The following is an 18,010-nucleotide window of genomic DNA, read 5'->3' on the forward strand; positions in this document are numbered from 1 at the left end:
CTCTCTCTGCCGGGTCAGAGAGGCAAGCCAACTGCTATAGGGCCGTCCGTTTGAAACACCATTCGCCACAGCCGGTGCCAAAAAGGCCAAATCCAGGCACTACGTTGAAGCGCCGCTTGGTGCTAAACCCAAGTTTTTTCAGGGACGTCTCCAACTCTTCGGCTGAGGTGGATTGATAGGGGTAGCCACCTAGCCAGTCGTCCACATCAGCCAGGAACTCCATGCCACGGCGGGCGCGATAATTCTTTACAAATGCGATCGTGTCTCCATGGCGAAGCGTCCTAGCCAACAGGTGGGCCGTGACGAAGACCGCTTTGACCGGAGGCCGCAGCCACCGATGAGACGAGTAGAGCCTTTTTTCGACTGTCCAAAGTCCGCAAAGCGGTGTCTTCAGGTAAATCGCAATCGCAAATTTTCCGCCGTGACCTACGAGGCCGGCCGCGTTGCTGATCGCCCCCCACATGTCTCCCGTGTGATGCAGGACGCCCCACGAATAAACGACGTCGTAGGTTGCGGTCGGAAGCGACGCTTTGTCGAGGACGTCGGCTCGTTTCACACTCCATTGGGCTTCTGGTGCGAAGCGAGAAAGCACGGCTTTGGTCGTTTCCACACACTCGGTGTCATAGTCAATGGCGTCAACTTTCGCCGCCCCCAGCCGAAGAGCGGCCGCGGAATGCAGGCCCGATCCGCAGCCGATGTCGAGAAATGTCTTCCCCTCCAGGTCACCAAGCAGGCGGCGAAGATCCGCGCAAGCTCGGTCCAGATGCTCGTCCTCGAAGCGCGCGGCAAGCGCAGACCAGTTGCGGCCGAAATCGTATCGAGCGTTCATAAGCTTCCCACCATCGCCCCTTCCCAACACCGAAGCCGTGGCTGATTCTGATAGAGGTGCTGAAGCCAAAGCGTTCAGCCGGTCGAGCCGCGCCTGCCACTTGCCACATGGGACCTGAAGTCAGGTGCGTCGGCCATCAGAATGGACCTGCTTGATGTCGCTGTATATCCCATTGTTAAATGTAGGCTGAGCCTCACAGACTCCAATATTTTAAACTGTCAGGAATCTCGTTCGGCTTAAGAGCAGACTTGATGTCGAACAGTGTTCCGCCTTGCTTGATCATTTGAAAAAGACGCGTTCTCTCGCTGGTGAGATAAACCTTGTGAGGTACCGCCAAAACAAGCGCCTGCAAGTCGCCTATCTCATTAATCGGCAGGATTGTCTCGCCATGGTCGCGTAAAGCGGATTCAGTATCTGCAAGAGGATCGTGAACTTTGGGCACGATTCCGAACTGTCTTAGTTCCTTGACCATGTCGAAAACGCGGCTGTTACGCAAATCCGGGACGTCTTCCTTGAAGGTCAGTCCGAGAATGCCGACCGAAGCGCCTTTGACGGGTATGTCCGACCGGATCAGCTGTTTGACGATCTGTTGGGCAACGAAGGCTCCCATGCCGTCATTGATGCGGCGGCCAGCGAGGATGATCTGTGGGTGGTAGCCTTCGGCCTCCGCCTTGGCGGTCAGGTAATACGGATCGACGCTGATGCAGTGGCCGCCGACGAAGCCCGGCTTGAAGGGAAGGAAGTTCCATTTTGTCGAGGCGGCATCGAGGACATCTTGCGTGCGGATATCAAGCCGTTCGAAGATCATTGCCAGTTCATTCATCAGCGCGATGTTGAGGTCGCGTTGCGTATTCTCGATAACCTTCGCTGCTTCGGCCACCTTGATCGATCCCGCGCGGTAGACGCCGGCGTCGATGATTTGGCCATAGACTCTCGCTACGCGCTCCAGGGTCTCGGCATTCTCACCGGAGACGACTTTGATGACCCGTCGCAGCGAGTGTTCCTGATCGCCAGGGTTTGCCCTTTCAGGCGAGTAGCCCAGCGCGAAGTCATGAGGATGCCGCAGGCCGGACATATGTTCGATGATCGGGCCGCAAAAATCCTCGGTCACGCCCGGATAGACCGTCGATTCGAAAACGACGACTGCGCCCTTGCTCACAGTTTCACCGACAAACTGCGATGCCAGTTTCAACGGCGCAAGATCGGGAGCACGGTTGATGTCGATAGGCGTGGGCACAGCAACAATGAAGAAAGTCGCGCCTTTTAACATCTCCCGGTCGGTCGTAAGCACGATCGAGGATTCCCTGAGCGCCGCAGTGTCGACCTCTCCCGTGCGATCAACGCCGCGAAGCAGTTCCTCGATCCGGCGTTCGCTGATATCGAAAGCTATCGTGCCCGGGAAAACCTTCCCAAACGCCACGGCTACCGGTAGGCCGACATATCCCAGGCCTATAACGGCGATGCGTTCGGACATCCGCGGATTCCAGAGCCATTTATGCGTTGGGCGCTTCTATGACAGGCCGCTCGCAAATTCAACGATGTGTCATTGCAAGCGGGAAGTCTCCGCTCACAATGATCCCTGAGCAATGCGAATGTCGCCACCTGAAGATCGATGTTGTGGATAAGATGCGGCAGGATTGGGTTTCGCGTGTTCCAGACCCTACAACAGCGCAATGGTCTGACAAATTGGCCAAGAACCTGAACGCATGGATCGTATCGTTGTTGTCGTGAGCGAGCCCAAATCCCTTGCAACCACGCGGGGACATCTTCTGCTCGCGCTGCGCGCTGCCGGATACGAAGTGCATGCTCTGGCGCCGCGCGATGCCACGACCGTTCGTTGGCTGTCCGAGAACGGCATCCTCTTTCACGCGTTGCCAATGGAACGGGCTTCTATTGCGCTATTCGGCGACACGTCGTTGGCTTTTCGTCTTTACAACAAGCTGCGAGAGCTCAAACCGCGTGCCGTCCTGACCTGCGCGATCAAGCCAATCGTGTATGGCATGCCCGCGGCGCTGATTGCGGGGGTGCCGCGCCGGCACGCGCTTATCACAGGCCTCGGCTATGCGTTCACGGACCGTCACAAATCTCTACGGTGGAGGATCGTCAATGCGGCGGCCCGGCTTCTTTATGGCGCGAGCCTGCGTGTTGCCACCACTGCCACCTTTCAGAATCTCGATGACCGGGATGACTTTCGTCGCCTGGGACTACTCGGGCGCACACCGGCCAATGTCGCCAACGGTTCGGGTGTAGACCTTGAACGCTTCAAGGTCGTGCCATTGCCGGAGAAGCCGCGGTTTCTCATGATCGCACGCCTACTTCGCGATAAAGGTCTCGCGGAATATCTGGGTGCGGCGAGGCTGGTGAAGGCGGTTCGCCCAGAGGCTCGTTTCGACCTGGTCGGCGACCGGGATCCAAATCCAGCGGGATTTCCAGCGTCGGAGATTGAGGCAGCCGTCACAGACGGAACCATCCACTACCACGGGCCTGTCGATGATGTACGCCGACTGATCGGCGATTCTCGCATCTTCGTGCTTCCATCTTACCGGGAGGGTACGTCGCGATCGGTCCTGGAGGCGATGGCAATGGGGCGCCCGGTGATCACGACAGATGCGCCGGGTTGTCGTGCGCCGATCATCCCCGGCGTGAACGGCCTTTTGGTGCCGGTTGGCGCCACGCCTTCCTTGGCGCAAGCCATGATCCGCTTGATCGACAACCCAAACGAAGCCGAGTACATGGGCAAGAACAGTCGATCGATCGCAGAAGAGCGCTATGATGTTCACAAAGTTACAGCTCACATGATGGAAATTATCGAAACCGGGCACCAAGCCGCAAAATGACCTTTGCAGGGAATCCATCCTCAAATCGCTACGAATTCGGGGCTAATTGGGCGTCCTTCATCGATAGGCACTATTCGCCTGAACGCCGTCGGATGGCGGCACAGAAGCTCTTGTCATTCCTCGGCAGACAGAGCCTCGAAGGAATCCACTTTCTCGATATCGGCAGCGGCAGCGGACTGCACTCGCTTGCTGCCTTGGACGCAAAAGCGGACAGGATACATTCATTCGATTTTGACCCGCTTTCGGTAAGCACAACCGGCAAGCTGCGCCATTTGGCCGGTGACCCGCCGAACTGGAATGTTGAACGCGGCGACGTGCTCGACATCGACTACCTGAACAAGCTGGGCACCTGGAACCTGGTCTATTCCTGGGGCGTGCTCCACCACACCGGTGCCATGTGGCAGGCAATCGAAAATGCGGCGCGCACGGTTGCGCCCGGTGGTCTATTCTTCATCGCTCTTTACTCATCGAATGTCGTGAGGCCTTCGGCGCAATTCTGGCTCGACGTGAAACGGCGATACAATGCCGCCAACCCCCACCAAAGACGCTGGCTGGAATATTGGTACATCTGGCGCTTCGGGCTCGGTCGCAATCCATTGCGACTGCTCTCGCTTGTGAAGCAGATCTACGAGAAAAAAAAAGGTCGCGGCATGAGCTATATGACCGACATACGCGACTGGCTGGGCGGCTGGCCAATGGAGTTTGCCGACGACCAGGCGGTGATCGACTTCCTGAACAGACGGTTCGATTTCGAGCTCGTCAGGATCTCCACAGGGGAAGCTTGCACTGAATTTCTTTTCCGGAACCCGATCAAATCGACCTCTAAACCGAACTGAGGGAACGGCATGCAACAACAAAGTCAAGCGCGTCATTGGGTCGATGCGGCGAGACACATTTCAAGCGCTCTGGTCGCCGTTTTTCGTCCATATATGCGGCCGGCCGTCTTCGAGGGTCACGATTTCATCGCAATTTTCCACCGTCGTGAGGCGGTGCGCGATGATCAGCACCGTCAGGTCGGCGGGTAATTCCCGGATCGCCTCCATGACCGCGGCCTCGGTCTCCATGTCGAGCGCGCTCGTGGCTTCATCGAACACAAGCACGGAAGCCTGCTTATACAAGGCCCGAGCGATGCCGATGCGCTGGCGCTGGCCACCCGATAGACGAACCCCACGCTCGCCCACCCGCGTTTCATAGCCCTGGGGCAAGCCTTCTATGAAATCTGCCAAAGCGGCCTGCTGCGCGGCACTGCGCAAGCGCTCACGATCGATCATGGCAGGATCGATGCCGAAGGCGATATTGTCGGCGATGGAAGCGTCGGCGAGGAAGATGCTTTGCGGCACATGCGCGATTTGTGTTTGCCACGCCCGCCGAGTAGCGCCATCCAGCTTCTGGCCGTCGATCTCGATCGCTCCGCCGGTCGGCTCGAGCAAGCCCATTATGAGATCGACTGCCGTGCTCTTGCCGCTGCCTGTCTTGCCTACGAACCCGATCTTGGTCCCTTTCGCGATCGTGAGATTGAACCGCTCAAGTATCGCCGGTTGGTCAGAAGCGTAACGAAACGACAGATCCTTGAGCATGATCGCGCGATCGAATGGGAGGCGCTTGGCCGGCGGCTGGTTCCACTCTGGGCCAACTGGTGCCTCGAGCGCCTGAAGCACGACTTCAGCGCCGGCAAGATTGCTCAGTATCAGCGCCCAATTGCCGTATACAAGCTGCATGGAGGGGAGCAGGCGCTGCGCTCCAAGAACAAATGTTCCCAGTATGGGAAGGACTTGGCCGGGATCGTTCGAGCGGGTGATGAGGAAATAGGCAAGCGCCGCTATGATCACCATCCCCGCGGCTTCGATCGCGAAACGCGGCGCGCCCGCCGCAAGCGCGTTGGTTGCGTTCGCGCGCTGCAGGCGTGAGTCGAGTTCGCTGTATCGCGAGAGAAAGTACGGTTGGGTGTCGTTGATGATGACATCGCGGATGCCACCTAGTCCCTCCTGGACAGATCGGATGCCTTCGGCCTGTGTGGTGGCGATAATTTGTGCATTCCTCTTGAGGTGCTTGCGGATGACAAGCGACATGGCGAGGTAGACCGCGCCAAAGCCCGCGAAGATAACGAAGGTGATGAACGAACTTAGAGCAAAAAGGGCGGCGACGATAAAGAGACCGATGATTATGCCGCTAATTGATTGCAACAGTGGCAGCATTACACCCGCGGTGATGGCTTGAACCTGCCGGAGCGCGGCCAACACAGAACTGGAGTTGCGCGAAACGTGATAGCTGTAGGGCTGGCGGAGTATTTGGTCATAGACCTTCACGCCGACCTCGTGTCCGAGCGAGAAGACATAAGAATTCGTGGCCCAGGCAAGGAATATGCGCACAGCGCCGGCCATGATCGCGACCACCGAAAAAACAACGGTTAGACCGAGGAGGCTGTCTGCAGAGCCGGTCAGCCGAAAGCCGACAAGCTGGCGTGCGAGGAACGAATCGCCGCCAACCGCCTCGGGATTGGCGATGCGCGCGAGAAACGGCAACAAGGCACCCAAAGTAGCAGCTTCCGCAAGTGCACCGAACATCATCAAGACAAGGAGGCCGAAAAACTGCCTCTGTCTAATTTTCGATACCTGCCGCCACAAGCGTCGCAGTGTGTCGAAAGTGCTGCCCGAGTTTCGGTTTCCGCTCAATGCCAAATCGATGTCCGCATCCAGCGCGCTCAATGCACACGTTCGTAGCTCCACGACAAGTCACAACCGATGCCCATTGACAATTTTGTCGCGGAAGCAGGAAGGTGAAGTGTCCACAACTCTGCGTAATGGCGAGAGAGACCGCGATTGCGGTGAAGTGATATGCTTCAACCATGAGCGACGCTATAAAGATTCGGGATCGAAAGCAGCGGCTGACCTTGATTGCGGCATTGCTTCGCACACTCGGCGTGTTCTCCGCCGGGGTAGGGAGCGCGCTTCTGTTCTTCGTCTCGGCATACCCGCTTGGATTGGTCAGCGCCTACCCCGCTCCCCCCGCTGCCGCAATTGAGGGGCCGCTGGGGTTTGCGCAGAAAGTGGCAAACGTCGAGGATCTCTACCGGCGCCAGAGCGAGCCAATGCAGGCGTATCTCGAGCGTCTCACGACGGCCGTGGCGGGTGGAATGGTGCACTATTGGACAGAAGGTGACCGCTGGGCGGTCGCTGATGTGCCCTACACGCGGATCGGGATTTTCGACAACTACCTGCTCTGGATCCTGAGCTTTCGCCCAGAATATCGGCAAACTCTTCAGAATTATGAATTCGTGACTCCCCGCAAAGCACTCGATCGGGGCTATGGGTTCTGCTCCCAAGTTTCGAAGATCGTCTACTCTGTCCTCGCCGATCAAGGCATCGAAGCCACGATCTATAGTGTCCCCGAGCACACTGTGGTTGAGTCCAACGGCAGCATTCTGGATTCCGACTACGGTGTCTTCGTTCCTCACTCGCTCGAGGACGTGCAACAAGACCCGTCGATCATCGACGACTATTACGCGCAATTCGGGCCGATGCTGCCTCTGTTAAGGAGGGCGTATGGTCAGGCCTGGCAGCCGCTTGGCACCGCCGAAGACTTCAACAGCGTACGTGCCTACGAGGCAAAGTTCGAGCGCTTGAAATGGGCTCCGCCGCTGGCGTTTCTAGGAAGCGGTGTCTTGCTCGCGGCCATTGGCATGCTGCTCCGGCACCGTGAAAGGCTTGCTCGGCTTGTGCCGGCGCGGGTTCGCAGAACTGCTCGGTCGAGTTAGTTGCTTGCTCGAGACCCTTTGCAGAGCTCATGGTCCGGCAGAGACTGCCGCTTACAGACCGCCGCCTCTTGTGGCTAGCTGGGAACACCAAAAAGGCGGCGGGGCGGATGATGCTGCGAGATAAATTATCGATGACGGATGCTGAAGCCCAAGAACGCGTTACCGTGCGTTCGGCACCAGTGGCGAAAAGGCCTCGCCGCAAGGTGCTCTTTGTTGTTGGGACGCTTGATCTCGGCGGCACGGAAAGCCAGCTCGTGCTGCTTGCCACGGAGTTGAAGAAGCGAGGCTGGAACGTCGAGGTCTTTGCGCTTTCACAGGGCGGCGTTCTGGCCGAAACACTGCATCGCGCAGGAGTGCGGATATCGTACGGGTTTCACCGAGCGACTCCGTCGCGAACGTCGATATCGGCCACGGCGGAAGCCAAATCAAGCTTTGCCCCGAAGACGCGGCCGAGCCTGAAGGCGATGCTGGTTCTCGGCGCTGCGGTCACTTCGCTGGTCATTCGCACTGCTTTGACGCGGCCGCGCGTTGTCCACGCCTTCTTGCCTTTGACCAACTTCCTGGGCGCTCTCGCAGGACGATTTGCCTTGGCACCACTCGTCATCACTTCGAGACGCGGTCTGGGCAATCACCAGGAGCGCTGGCCGCGGCTGAAGCGTATGGATCGCATCGCCAACCGGCTCTCACATGTGGTGGTTGCGAACTCGCATGCAGTCGCGGCCGATATGGCGGCTCGCGATGGCTACGATATCGACCGCGTCCGTGTGATTGCGAATGGTCTCGATCTGGGTCGCTTCGATCATATCGGCCGCCGACGAGGCGACATGCGGCGCCACCTCGGTCTCGAGGCCGACGACGTCGGCATCGTCATAGTCGCCAATCTGATCCCGTATAAAGGACATGGCGATCTCATCAACGCGTTTGCTCTCGCCAGCAAAAGTCGACCGAAGCTAAGATTGTTCGTGGCAGGACAGGATCGGGGCATCGGGCCGGGTCTGAACGACCAAGCCGAGCGCCTCGGGATTGGGTCGAAGGTACGACTGTTGGGACTGCAGAATGATGTCCCGAGCCTGCTCGCCGGCATGGATATCGGTGTGATCGCCTCCCACGAAGAAGGTTTTTGCAACGCTTTGATGGAAAAACTCGCGGCAGGTCTTCCCGTCGTCGCTACAAATGTCGGAGGAAATCCGGAAGCTGTCGCGGGTATGCCGGGTTGTGTCCTGGTGATGCCTCGCGACCCTACCGATCTGGCTCGCGGGCTCCTTGCCGTTATTGACCAGTTGCCGGAGCCGGCCGCCGATCGCGAGTTTCGGCAACGGATGATGAGAGAGCGCTACTCGGTCGGATCCATGGTCGATGCTTATGAACGCCTCTATATCGAGGACAATAAATGAGCGGGACTGCTCTCTCTGAACGCTCAAGGAATTCGGCGCGTCCGATGCGGGCGATCTTGCCCCGCCTCGCCGCCGGCCTGTGCGCATTTACCATAGTCATTTATCAGTCCTGGTTCATGCCATACTTCCTGCCCTTCTTCACGGGACGGGACGAGTTTGCGAGGCTGGTTTTCCATGCGATCTATGGTGGCGTGCTGATTGTTTCGATCGCCATTCTTGCGACGCGTCGGGACGTGCGTAGCGCAATTCTTCTGATTGTGATCGCCGCCGCCATGGCAATCGTCCCGGTTACGTTTCATCCAGTCGGGATCGTAGCCAAGTGTTACCTGATCACGCTTTTCCTCGGCGGCGCGGCGATTGTCCTCATGCTTGCCTCGGCGCCGGCAATCGTGTTGCGCCTCTCGGCATCAGTCACAGTGCTCAATGCGCTGGTTTGCTTCCTCGATCTCCTCTTTGGCAACGGCTTCACCAACACTCCCGGCCGGGCCGCCGGTTTGGCGATCAATCCCAACGTCGCAGCGGCCGGACTTCTGCTTGGCGCTGCCGCGAGCTATCGCGCCGTCGCACAAAAGTGGCGCGCTAGCTTCCTTGTTCTTGTAGCCATAACGCTTTTTGCGACGCTTTCGCGCTCGACCCTTCTTGCCGCCTTTGCAACGGTGGCTGTGCCCATCATCGTTCGCATTTGGCAATGGTTGCGCAGCGGCCGTCACATTCAAATCGATCTTGGGGGCTGCGGCCGTGCGTCCATCGTTGCGTTTGCACTGCTGGGAGCTACCGGCATCGCATTGGCCACAAATGCGTCTTTCCGAATTGCGATGCGGGAATCCTTTGCCGGGATATTGTCTGTAAGCACAGCGCTCGACGAAGCATCGGAGGCTATAGATCGATCTCCGCCTGCCGCTATAGTGCCAATTGCGCCATCGCCGGAAGGGGGGTGGGTAGATCAACCGGCTGCGCCTGGGGCGAGTTCTGCCAGCATTGTCACGCCTCCCGCCGAACCCGCGACCAGTTCGGGCCATCCCAAAGCTGGTGCATCTGCGGATGCCGTAACTTCGTCTCCTCTGGCACCCGGTATCGCGCCACCGCCGGCGGTCACCCAATCCACGAACGTCGCCAAGATGCAGGCGCTCGCCGATCGGCTGACGAATGAAGGCGAGAGGAACTCGATTTCGGCAAGGGCTCTCTTTCTCGAGCGGGGCTTGCTCGCCTATCGAGAAGGTGGTTTCTTCGGCAGGGGACTTGAAGACGCGCAAGCCCTCGCGCCCCACAACACCTTCGTCCTGTTTGCAATCGCATTTGGTCACCTTGGCTGGATGATTCCGATTGGCTTGGTCTGCTTTGCCTTCTGCTTTTCAAGGAACGCCGGCGATCTTGCCCTCGGTGTCGCAGTGGGAGGGGTGATGCTGACCTCGCATGACCTCTTGTTGACACCGAGTCTTTTTCTTCCGATTGCGCTTGGGATTGGCGGCATGCTCGCGGCAACGAAAGTGGCTGCCGAAAAGCCAACACCAACAGGTAAAGGGGAGCGGTGGAGCTTTACTTGCGGAACCGTCGTCGGTGTCGCCGCGTTCGGTGCCGGCTGTGTCGCGATATTGGTCGTCACACCACCGCTTATTATCGGACGGCTGCAGAACGAGACCGTGTTTGCCGCGCGGGGCGGATTCGAAACGCTGCTTCCGCGGCCGCAATTTCCCGGCCTTTTCCAATTAGACAACCTGTCTGGCATTCCGTCTTCGCCAGCATCCTATCTGCGCGAAAACGGGACATCGTTGCGTCGCATAGGCTGGTCTTCGCATTCATGGCCGGCCGTCGGGCACGGCGAGTATACTTTTCGCCGGCGCGATGCTGTGCTGTTTGCGCCCACGGATTCGAGCGACCCTCGCAGCAATGAGCGAACCTACGAAGTCGCCGTCCCGCTTTCGATAGGGGCCCTCTGTTTCGCTCTTCTAGGCACGATCATTTTATGGTCTGTTGCGACGGTGGTTGCCGTGACATTAACAGATCGGTCTGCAGCCTCCGGATAATTTTCGGAACGACAAGCCTCGCGCCGAAGATCGACAGGTGGTGGTCGTCGACGTATAGACTGTGTCCAGCGTCGTCTGTCCCACGACATTCCGTCGCCGAGCATATGGTCTCGATTGGGTCTACGAGGTCGAAACCGGGATGCGCCCCCGCGAAAACTCGAAACGCCGCTTTGAAGGCGACATGCTCTACCCGCGAGGGCATTTGGCAGGGCAAGGGGATATAGGCCGGTCTCAGCCCGCAAATTAGATTGGTGTTCGGCGCGTGCCCGATCAAGATGACCGGACCACGAAAACTAACGTAGAGTTTAGCGATATCGGCAAGCATTGCTGGGAACAGCTTCGCCAGATCAGGCATATCCACAGGGGCGCCGGTGCCCTTCTGTTCAAGGAGATTGCGATATCCAGGCCATCGCTGGCCTTGGATGATGGCCACGATTCCACCTGTCTTCATCCACCGCGCAGCTTGATCGTTTGCGGCCCGGCAGTGCCGCGTGACTGCGCCACTGGGTCGGGTCTGAAGATCGGCACCGAAGTAGCAGTTGCCCGCTTGCGCCAGCAGAAAGTGGAATTCCCGTCCCCCGAGCTCTTCCAGAGCGCGTGTGTAGTGGTCAACGTGCGAGTCTCCAACCACCAGGATTTTCTCTGAGCTTTGAAGGTTTCCGAACTCGCAGAAATCTACGCATTCCAATGAGCCGGTGATCGCCTTCAAGGCTACACTGTCGGCGAGTTCTGCTCCCGCGGCGGTGGAGTGGAGACGCCAAGGCATACCGTCAGACATCGCGTAGCTGGCGAATGAGAATGAAACCAGGCCAGCCAAAGCAAGTCCGAGGAGTCCGACGAAGCCACGGCCGGCATGATAAGGCTGCTCGACGGCGTGAAACATCAAGATGGCCAAAGCGAGGGACACGAGCCCGACAAAGATGGTCTCGGTCGGCAGCAGTGGTCGCAGGAGGCCATATTCCCAAAACACAATCAGGGGCCAATGGACCAAGTACAGTGAGTAGCTGATGCGTCCGACATACCCGAACGGTCGATTGCGCAACAAAAGTCCTGCCCATCGTGAGCGGTCCGCATGCAGGACCATCGCGGCTCCGATAGCAGGCGGAAGCTCATTCCACGCCGGAGCGCCCAAGTTGCTATCGCGAACGAATATTGTGCCCAAAATGAGAGCCAGCCCAAGCAACACGAGGAACTCGTGAACGATGACGGGCCGCGGCTTCGGAAGCCACACCAACCCCGCGCCGCAAGTGAACTCGAACACGCGAAAAGGCGTGTTGTAGAAGACGGTTGCACGGCCGTCCGCGATCCACTCAGCCGCGCGCGTGCGTGAAAGCAGCCAAAATGATCCATCCTGGAATACGAGGACTAGGCAGAAGCTTAAGGTGGCGATTGCCATAACTAGCCAAACCATCCGCCGTGGGAATAGTGCTAGCAAAACCGAAAGCAGGGGGGGCCAAGCGAGATAGAACTGCCACTCTACACTCAGTGACCAGGTATGCAGGAGAGGCTTCATGCGCGTTGCGAGGTCGAAATAGCCCGACTCGCGCCAAAAAAGGATATTCGACAAGCCGAAGTTCGCAGCCAGGACAGAGGTAGCGAAGCTTTCCAGATGCTGAGGTGCAAACAAAACAAATGCGGTGACGCAGGAAAACGCCTGTGTCGCGAAGAAGGCTGGCAGGAGGCGGCGAGCCCGGCGCGCATAGAACCGCGCGAGACTGAAGCGTCCTGATTCGATGTCGGCTGCAACAATACGTGTGATCAGAAAACCGCTGATCACGAAAAATACATCGACGCCGACAAAGCCGCCGGAAAAACCCCAAACTCTTAAATGGAAAAAGAGAACCGCCACGATGGCGACTGCTCTAAGCCCGTCTATGTCCGTGCGATGATCATCTGGCCTGTCGGTTGCGGTGAACACGGTAGACGAGCGGGAGCCTTGCTCTTGGGGCAGGATGACCTTCTTATTCTGCAAGGTCCGCCAACTCGAAGATGCGGCTTTGCCACGCGGCATCGGGCTCAGTTGCTCTTGCTGGACGTGTGCGGCGACGCGGTATCCGCAGCCGATAGCTGGTTTTGCTCTAGGCCAGTGGCAAAAACAGAATAGAGGCCCATCCTGCGTGCAAGCACGTCGTCGGTCTCCGTCCTCAAGTTTCTGCGCAGATGAGATCCGTCGCGGTAGATGAACTCGCCGTTGACGTAGGAGGCGCACTGCCTGTTCGGACACATCCCTTTAAGCGGATCGACAAAGAACACCCCATTTTCATTCGCAAGCGATCCCAGCGCAGTCACCATTGGCGACCACACCCGCAGGATTTGCTCGCTGTCCATGGTGGTCGAGCAACGTCTCAATATCGTGCTTTCACGCATCGCGGCACAGGAAGTCAGATCCACGCCGGGTCCTGGCACCTGTCCGATGATTTCAACGCGCCGATCTGGGCTTTTGATTTCCTTGACGAGGCTGCGCAAGCCATCGCGCAACAACAGGACTTTATCTGCCTGGCGCCCATCATCAGCGACGACGTCTGTGTAGCCAAGGCTTGTCCAGGCTGCGGACAGCACCACGAGATCCAAGTCTCTGCGCTGCCTCAGCATGCTGACCACCGCTTTACGAGACGATGCGCAGCTTTCCCGGTACAGGGGCAGTTCCGGGAACTGGCGATGGACACCTTCTCCGAAAGCGGCCGGGCAGTCATGAAAAAGGAAGAAAGCGGTATTCTCCCTTTGACCCACCATATCGAACAGTGGGGCAAGATGCTCTGCATGGCTGTCGCCCCACAGCATGGCGTGGCGTGAAGCTTTGTCCCACCGCGCTCCGAAGGTGCAGAAGGTGCTGCCCAGTTCAGGGATGCTGACCGTCTGCGGACACGGCCAGCCCCACATCACATCGAGGCTGCGCATTGCCTCGGCTTCCTTCGAAATCCTGCTGGTGAAACCGCCGGCTTTGAAGATCGCGTTGCCGCTTAGGCAAACAATCATCGCGGCGGCACCACCGGCGGCGAATGCCCACGATGGAGGCGTCCGCAGACGGCGAAGGGGTTGCTCGACGAGGCGCCAGGATAGATATGCCGCCAGCCATGCTGCAGCGACAAGGATGGACGCCTCGGCCGCGCTCGGCATTGCGTTCCCTGCATAGTGACGAAAAAAGACAAGCATCGGCCAGTGCCAGAGATAAAGGCTATAAGAAATTTTGCCCGTGGTCCGCAACGGAGCGCTCGCAAGCAGTGCCGAGATCATTGACTGCGAACGCGGCCAAATGAGCAGGACAGCGCCGATCACGGGCGCGAGAGCGTTCAGGCCGGGGAACGGTTGGCTCGGCGACAGCCAGATAGCACTCGCGGCGATCAGGCAAATCCCGGCCAGTGCGCAAAGTTCGGAAGCGCCTCGGCCGCGAATAGGCGCCGCAAAGACCAGCAGGCCACCGAGAGCCAGTTCCCAAGCTCGGCTGAATGGAACATAAAATGCCTGTTTCGGATCGATTGCCACCAGATGCAGGCTGATCGACAAGCTGATCAGTGCGACGACACAAATCAGCGAGATGATCGGCAGAGGGGTGCCACGTGCTAACCGGTTCGCAACCAGGAGCAAAACGGGCCATACTAGGTAGAACTGCTCTTCGACTCCAAGTGACCAGAGATGGAGGAGGGGCAGAAGCGTCGACTCCCGGTCGAAATAGCCCGTGTTCCAGAGAAAGTAGTAATTGCCCAGCCCGACCGTAGAATATGCTGCACTGTGTCCTAAGCCGGCATAATCTCCAGGGAGCAACAAAAACCACCCCGCCACGAGCGAGAAGCAGATCGTTACCAGCATGGGCGGCAGAATGCGGCGCATGCGCCCGGCGTAGAATGCCCTCAGTGACAGCCCATGGCCTTGGCCCACCAAAAGGCGCGTGATCAAGTAGCCAGAAATAACAAAGAAGATATCGACGCCGACGAACCCTCCCGGCAAACCGGGCACACTGAAATGGAAAAGAATGACGGCGATCACTGCGATTGCGCGCAATCCATCGATGTCAGGCCGATAGTCGAGCTTCAAAGCTCCCCCCGAATATCCCGCGGCCTCATAGCCTATTCGCGCGATATGAGTCGATGACCGAACGTACACAGTGACGACACTCGCGGTTCGACTTACAAGTCGCATTTTGAGAAACGTGGGGATACTCCCACAATTTGTTTCGCGCTAGAACGACGAAAACCTAACATGGGAACGCATCTGCCGGAATCAGTTCGGCCTCCTTGACCACGGTCGTCGGACGCAGAATTTCGGATAGGTCCTCGTTCGTGGACAATATCGCGGGCGGCGAGAACTCCCTTGCTTGAGAGAAACGGGTTGTTCACCTTGTCCATGAATGTATAGAAAGACTGTCCCGTGCGTTGCGAGGCCGCGGGTTGTTCTGGAGGATGGCAACTGTGGACAACCATAGCGCGGACACGGTTGAATTCGGCCCGCAAACGCATCTGTTGGTTACTGGCGGCGCAGGCTTCGTAGGGTCGGCACTCGTCGATATGTTGCTGACGCGCAGTTGCAGCGTGACCGTTGTCGATGATCTCTCGAACGGCTTGCTTGGCAATCTCCCCGCTGGTCACCCTCGGCTGACGATCCGTACCTTCAGGGTTGGCGATCCGGCTTACCATGCGGCGATCCGGGATGAAGTTGGCTCGGCCGATGCCGTGTTCCATCTGGCCAGTCCGATTGGCGTTGAGCGCGCTCACAAGGAACGCTTCGCCGTCACCAGCGGCATTCTCGAATCGGGCTGTTCAATCGTTGAAGCATGCCGGCTGCACAGGCGTCCCCTTCTTTATACATCGAGTTCGGAAGTTTACGGCTCCGGCCGGGACCGGCCAATCACAGAGTCGGATCCAGTTATGACGGATCTTCGACCGCGATGGGGCTACGCCGCCGCCAAGGCAGCTGTCGAGCATCTGGTTGCTGGACTGTTTTTTGAGTTGGGCATTCCTACTTGGATCGTTCGGCCGTTTAACATGGCCGGACCGCGCCAGCGCTCTGCGACCGGCCTCGTATTGCCAATGTTTGTCAACGCAGCGTTGCAGGGCCGACCCCTCGTGGTTCACGACGACGGCGAGCAGAGGCGTGCGTTTCTTCACGTAGCCGATGCCGCGGAGGGGTTGCTTCTTGTGATGCAGTGTCGGTCGTTGCAAGGCCGCCCAGTCAACTTGGGCGGCAGCGAGGCGGTTCAGATTGGGAATCTTGCAAGGATGGTGGTTGACGCCACCAAGACGAATGCGCCCATTGTAATGAAACCTTCCAGTGCGGTCTTTGGTGAGCGGTTTGCCGTAACGCACGACCGAGTGCCTGACACAAGTCTATTGACCACCATGACCGGATGGCGAGCACTGCGAAGCACCAAACAGACGGTGGCCGATTGCATCGAGCACATGCGTGCCGAGCGAGCAATGGCTTGACACCTGGTCCATTGCTCCCGTTCATTGGGGCCTTGCTCATATCGGCTGCTTGTGTCTGCCCGTTTGCGCGTCTGGCGAAACGCATCGGAGCGGTCGCGACGGTCAAGAGCGATCGGTGGCACACAGCAGGCGAGGTTCCCCGACTGGCAGGGCCTGCCATACTGATCGCGATGTCTCCGTGGCTTCCGTTCGAGCATATTCTTCTGCTGGCTGTTTTCTGCCTGATCGGCGCGCTGGATGACGTACGATCCCTTTCGGCCGGGGCAAAGGCGGCGGCGTTGGCTGGGGCCGCTATTTTGGCTGGCATTGTCACAGGTCTGTGGTGGGTGCCGATCGTCATTTGGATAGCTTGCAACGCCGTAAACATGCTCGACCATGCCGATGGGCTTGCAGCGAGTGCAACCACGGCCTCCTTCCTCGGCCTGGGCGGCGATATCGGCATGGCCGGCGCGGGGGCTTGCCTCGGGTTCCTTTGCTTCAACTATCCGCCCGCCCGCTTGTTCATGGGGGACAGCGGCAGTCTTCTCCTCGGGGCGGCAGTCGTGCTTCTTGCTTCGACAAGAGGTTTTGACGCCTCGTTGGCGTGGATTGCCGTCCCGCTGATTGACGCGATATTCGTAACAACTCGACGCTTGCTACAGGGGCGGAGGCCCTGGATCGGCGGCACCGATCACCTCGGTCACACGTTGATTCGGCTTGGTGTGAACCGTCAGGTTTTGCCTGCTATTTATGGGGCGGCGGCGTTGACGGCAGGGCTTATTTTCTGCTGCGGTTGATCAGTAGGCCGCTTTTGTATTCGCGATGCTGGCAATGAGACAACTTGGCTGTGAACTCATAAACCCGGATTGCCCGAGAGATGGGGTCGAAACGGACTTAGCGCGATTTTGAAATAGGACTACCGCAAGGGTTGCCACCCGGCCCGACACTGCTCTTCGCTTTCTTCAGTTCGCATACTACGGCGAAAAGAGCCGGGAACTCCTCGGACGGTCCGATAGCGTGGCGCACAAATGCGGTGATGGCTTTGCCTTCACGCTCAGCTTGCCGAGAACGCGTCTCACCAGTGCTATCCCAAACCGTCAATACCGCGGCAAGATGCTGTTTGATTGGTATTGCTGCCGTGCAAAAATTGGTTTTAGAAGGCTTGAGGTTCCGATCACAAACGACAGAAGCTTCGTTAACCCTCAGTTGCATCGAATGAAGTTGGTCGGAGACGCGTTCACCGCCAACGGTGAAATGGTTGTCGAACGCATCAAATTTCCTGTCGTCGACGACATAAAAGCGATTTTCCGGCATCGCCTGCTTAAGCGCCGCCCATGGGTCATCGCAAACGGACTTGGACCATTGCCGGCTAAGCCGAGCACAGATCCTTTTGAACGGCTGCGGGTCGAGGTCATTCCATCCATACGCATATACCTCAATCTCAAGCTGATCGATCTTCGCCGCGCCTTGGGGGTTGGTGGCAGCCTTGCGAAACGCCTCCAAGCGATCTGTCGCCGCGTGGCGATCTTGCTGTCTGTTTAGCGAGAATGACGGTTTCGCGGCGACATAACCGGTGAGCGAAATAAAGGGCAAGACGAGAGGCACGCCGCCGACAACGACATGAGCATCGGACGCGAGAAAATCGATGTCAGCATCCGAGACATGTTTTGGCGAGGGCGAGCACGATTCCAAGATGGCGCCAAGCATCACGAGGCAAGCGAGAAAAACGAACGAAGACAAGGAACGTCGCGTCATTCTTCGCCTCTACATGAT

General features: G+C 58.3%; 13 protein-coding genes. 7 read left to right on the plus strand and 6 right to left on the minus strand.

The genetic code is table 11. The features are described from left to right. Positions 1-34 precede the first annotated feature (34 nt). Both MESAU_RS13765 and MESAU_RS13770 read right to left on the minus strand, forming a co-directional pair. Positions 35-829: a class I SAM-dependent methyltransferase gene (locus MESAU_RS13765; protein WP_015316629.1), complete on the minus strand. Its 795-nt coding sequence runs from the start codon at positions 827-829 to the stop codon at positions 35-37. A 193-nt stretch (positions 830-1,022) separates the two neighbouring features. Then, the gene (locus tag MESAU_RS13770) at positions 1,023-2,303 is read right to left on the minus strand and encodes a nucleotide sugar dehydrogenase (protein ID WP_015316630.1); all 1,281 of its coding nucleotides are present in this window, start codon (positions 2,301-2,303) and stop codon (positions 1,023-1,025) included. 232 nt (positions 2,304-2,535) lie between these two features. Between MESAU_RS13770 and MESAU_RS13775 the strand changes: the two genes are divergently transcribed. Both MESAU_RS13775 and MESAU_RS13780 read left to right on the plus strand, forming a co-directional pair. Beyond that, the gene (locus MESAU_RS13775) at positions 2,536-3,666 is read left to right on the plus strand and encodes a glycosyltransferase family 4 protein (protein ID WP_015316631.1); all 1,131 of its coding nucleotides are present in this window, start codon (positions 2,536-2,538) and stop codon (positions 3,664-3,666) included. A gap of 92 nt (positions 3,667-3,758) precedes the next feature. Continuing rightward, positions 3,759-4,502, plus strand: a complete 744-nt coding sequence (locus MESAU_RS13780) for a class I SAM-dependent methyltransferase (RefSeq protein WP_051041282.1) — start codon at positions 3,759-3,761, stop codon at positions 4,500-4,502. A gap of 60 nt (positions 4,503-4,562) precedes the next feature. Here MESAU_RS13780 and MESAU_RS13785 read toward each other — a convergent pair whose 3' ends face one another. Continuing rightward, positions 4,563-6,371 (minus strand): ABC transporter ATP-binding protein, encoded by a 1,809-nt coding sequence (locus tag MESAU_RS13785; RefSeq protein ID WP_157163639.1) that lies wholly within the window; start codon positions 6,369-6,371, stop codon positions 4,563-4,565. A 140-nt stretch (positions 6,372-6,511) separates the two neighbouring features. On the opposite strand from MESAU_RS13785, the gene MESAU_RS13790 reads away from it, so the two are divergent. From MESAU_RS13790 to MESAU_RS13810, 3 genes are all read left to right on the plus strand, one after another. Then, positions 6,512-7,420 carry a hypothetical protein gene (locus MESAU_RS13790; protein WP_041163371.1) on the plus strand — a complete coding sequence of 303 codons (909 nt, stop codon included), beginning with the start codon at positions 6,512-6,514 and terminating at the stop codon, positions 7,418-7,420. 107 nt (positions 7,421-7,527) lie between these two features. Continuing rightward, positions 7,528-8,814, plus strand: coding sequence for a glycosyltransferase (locus MESAU_RS30130; RefSeq protein ID WP_015316635.1), 1,287 nt, complete (start codon positions 7,528-7,530; stop codon positions 8,812-8,814). Continuing rightward, positions 8,811-10,838, plus strand: a complete 2,028-nt coding sequence (locus tag MESAU_RS13810; protein ID WP_015316636.1) for an O-antigen ligase family protein — start codon at positions 8,811-8,813, stop codon at positions 10,836-10,838. The genes MESAU_RS30130 and MESAU_RS13810 overlap by 4 nt, the downstream gene beginning before the upstream one ends. Here the strand turns inward: MESAU_RS13810 and MESAU_RS29620 are convergent. Both MESAU_RS29620 and MESAU_RS13820 read right to left on the minus strand, forming a co-directional pair. Then, positions 10,771-12,810, minus strand: a complete 2,040-nt coding sequence (locus tag MESAU_RS29620) for an acyltransferase family protein (RefSeq protein ID WP_051041284.1) — start codon at positions 12,808-12,810, stop codon at positions 10,771-10,773. The genes MESAU_RS13810 and MESAU_RS29620 overlap by 68 nt on opposite strands. Before the next feature lie 44 nt (positions 12,811-12,854). Continuing rightward, positions 12,855-14,870 (minus strand): acyltransferase family protein, encoded by a 2,016-nt coding sequence (locus tag MESAU_RS13820; protein WP_051041286.1) that lies wholly within the window; start codon positions 14,868-14,870, stop codon positions 12,855-12,857. A gap of 374 nt (positions 14,871-15,244) precedes the next feature. Between MESAU_RS13820 and MESAU_RS13825 the strand changes: the two genes are divergently transcribed. Both MESAU_RS13825 and MESAU_RS13830 read left to right on the plus strand, forming a co-directional pair. Continuing rightward, positions 15,245-16,258, plus strand: coding sequence for an NAD-dependent epimerase/dehydratase family protein (locus MESAU_RS13825; protein WP_015316639.1), 1,014 nt, complete (start codon positions 15,245-15,247; stop codon positions 16,256-16,258). A 32-nt stretch (positions 16,259-16,290) separates the two neighbouring features. Beyond that, positions 16,291-17,034, plus strand: a complete 744-nt coding sequence (locus MESAU_RS13830; protein WP_245262980.1) for an MraY family glycosyltransferase — start codon at positions 16,291-16,293, stop codon at positions 17,032-17,034. A 97-nt stretch (positions 17,035-17,131) separates the two neighbouring features. Here the strand turns inward: MESAU_RS13830 and MESAU_RS30135 are convergent, their stop codons facing one another. After that, entirely contained in the window at positions 17,132-17,992 is an 861-nt protein-coding gene (locus MESAU_RS30135) for a hypothetical protein (RefSeq protein WP_015316641.1), read from the minus strand. Positions 17,993-18,010: the final 18 nt, after the last annotated feature.

This window comes from Mesorhizobium australicum WSM2073, from assembly GCF_000230995.2.
Lineage (GTDB): Bacteria > Pseudomonadota > Alphaproteobacteria > Rhizobiales > Rhizobiaceae > Mesorhizobium > Mesorhizobium australicum.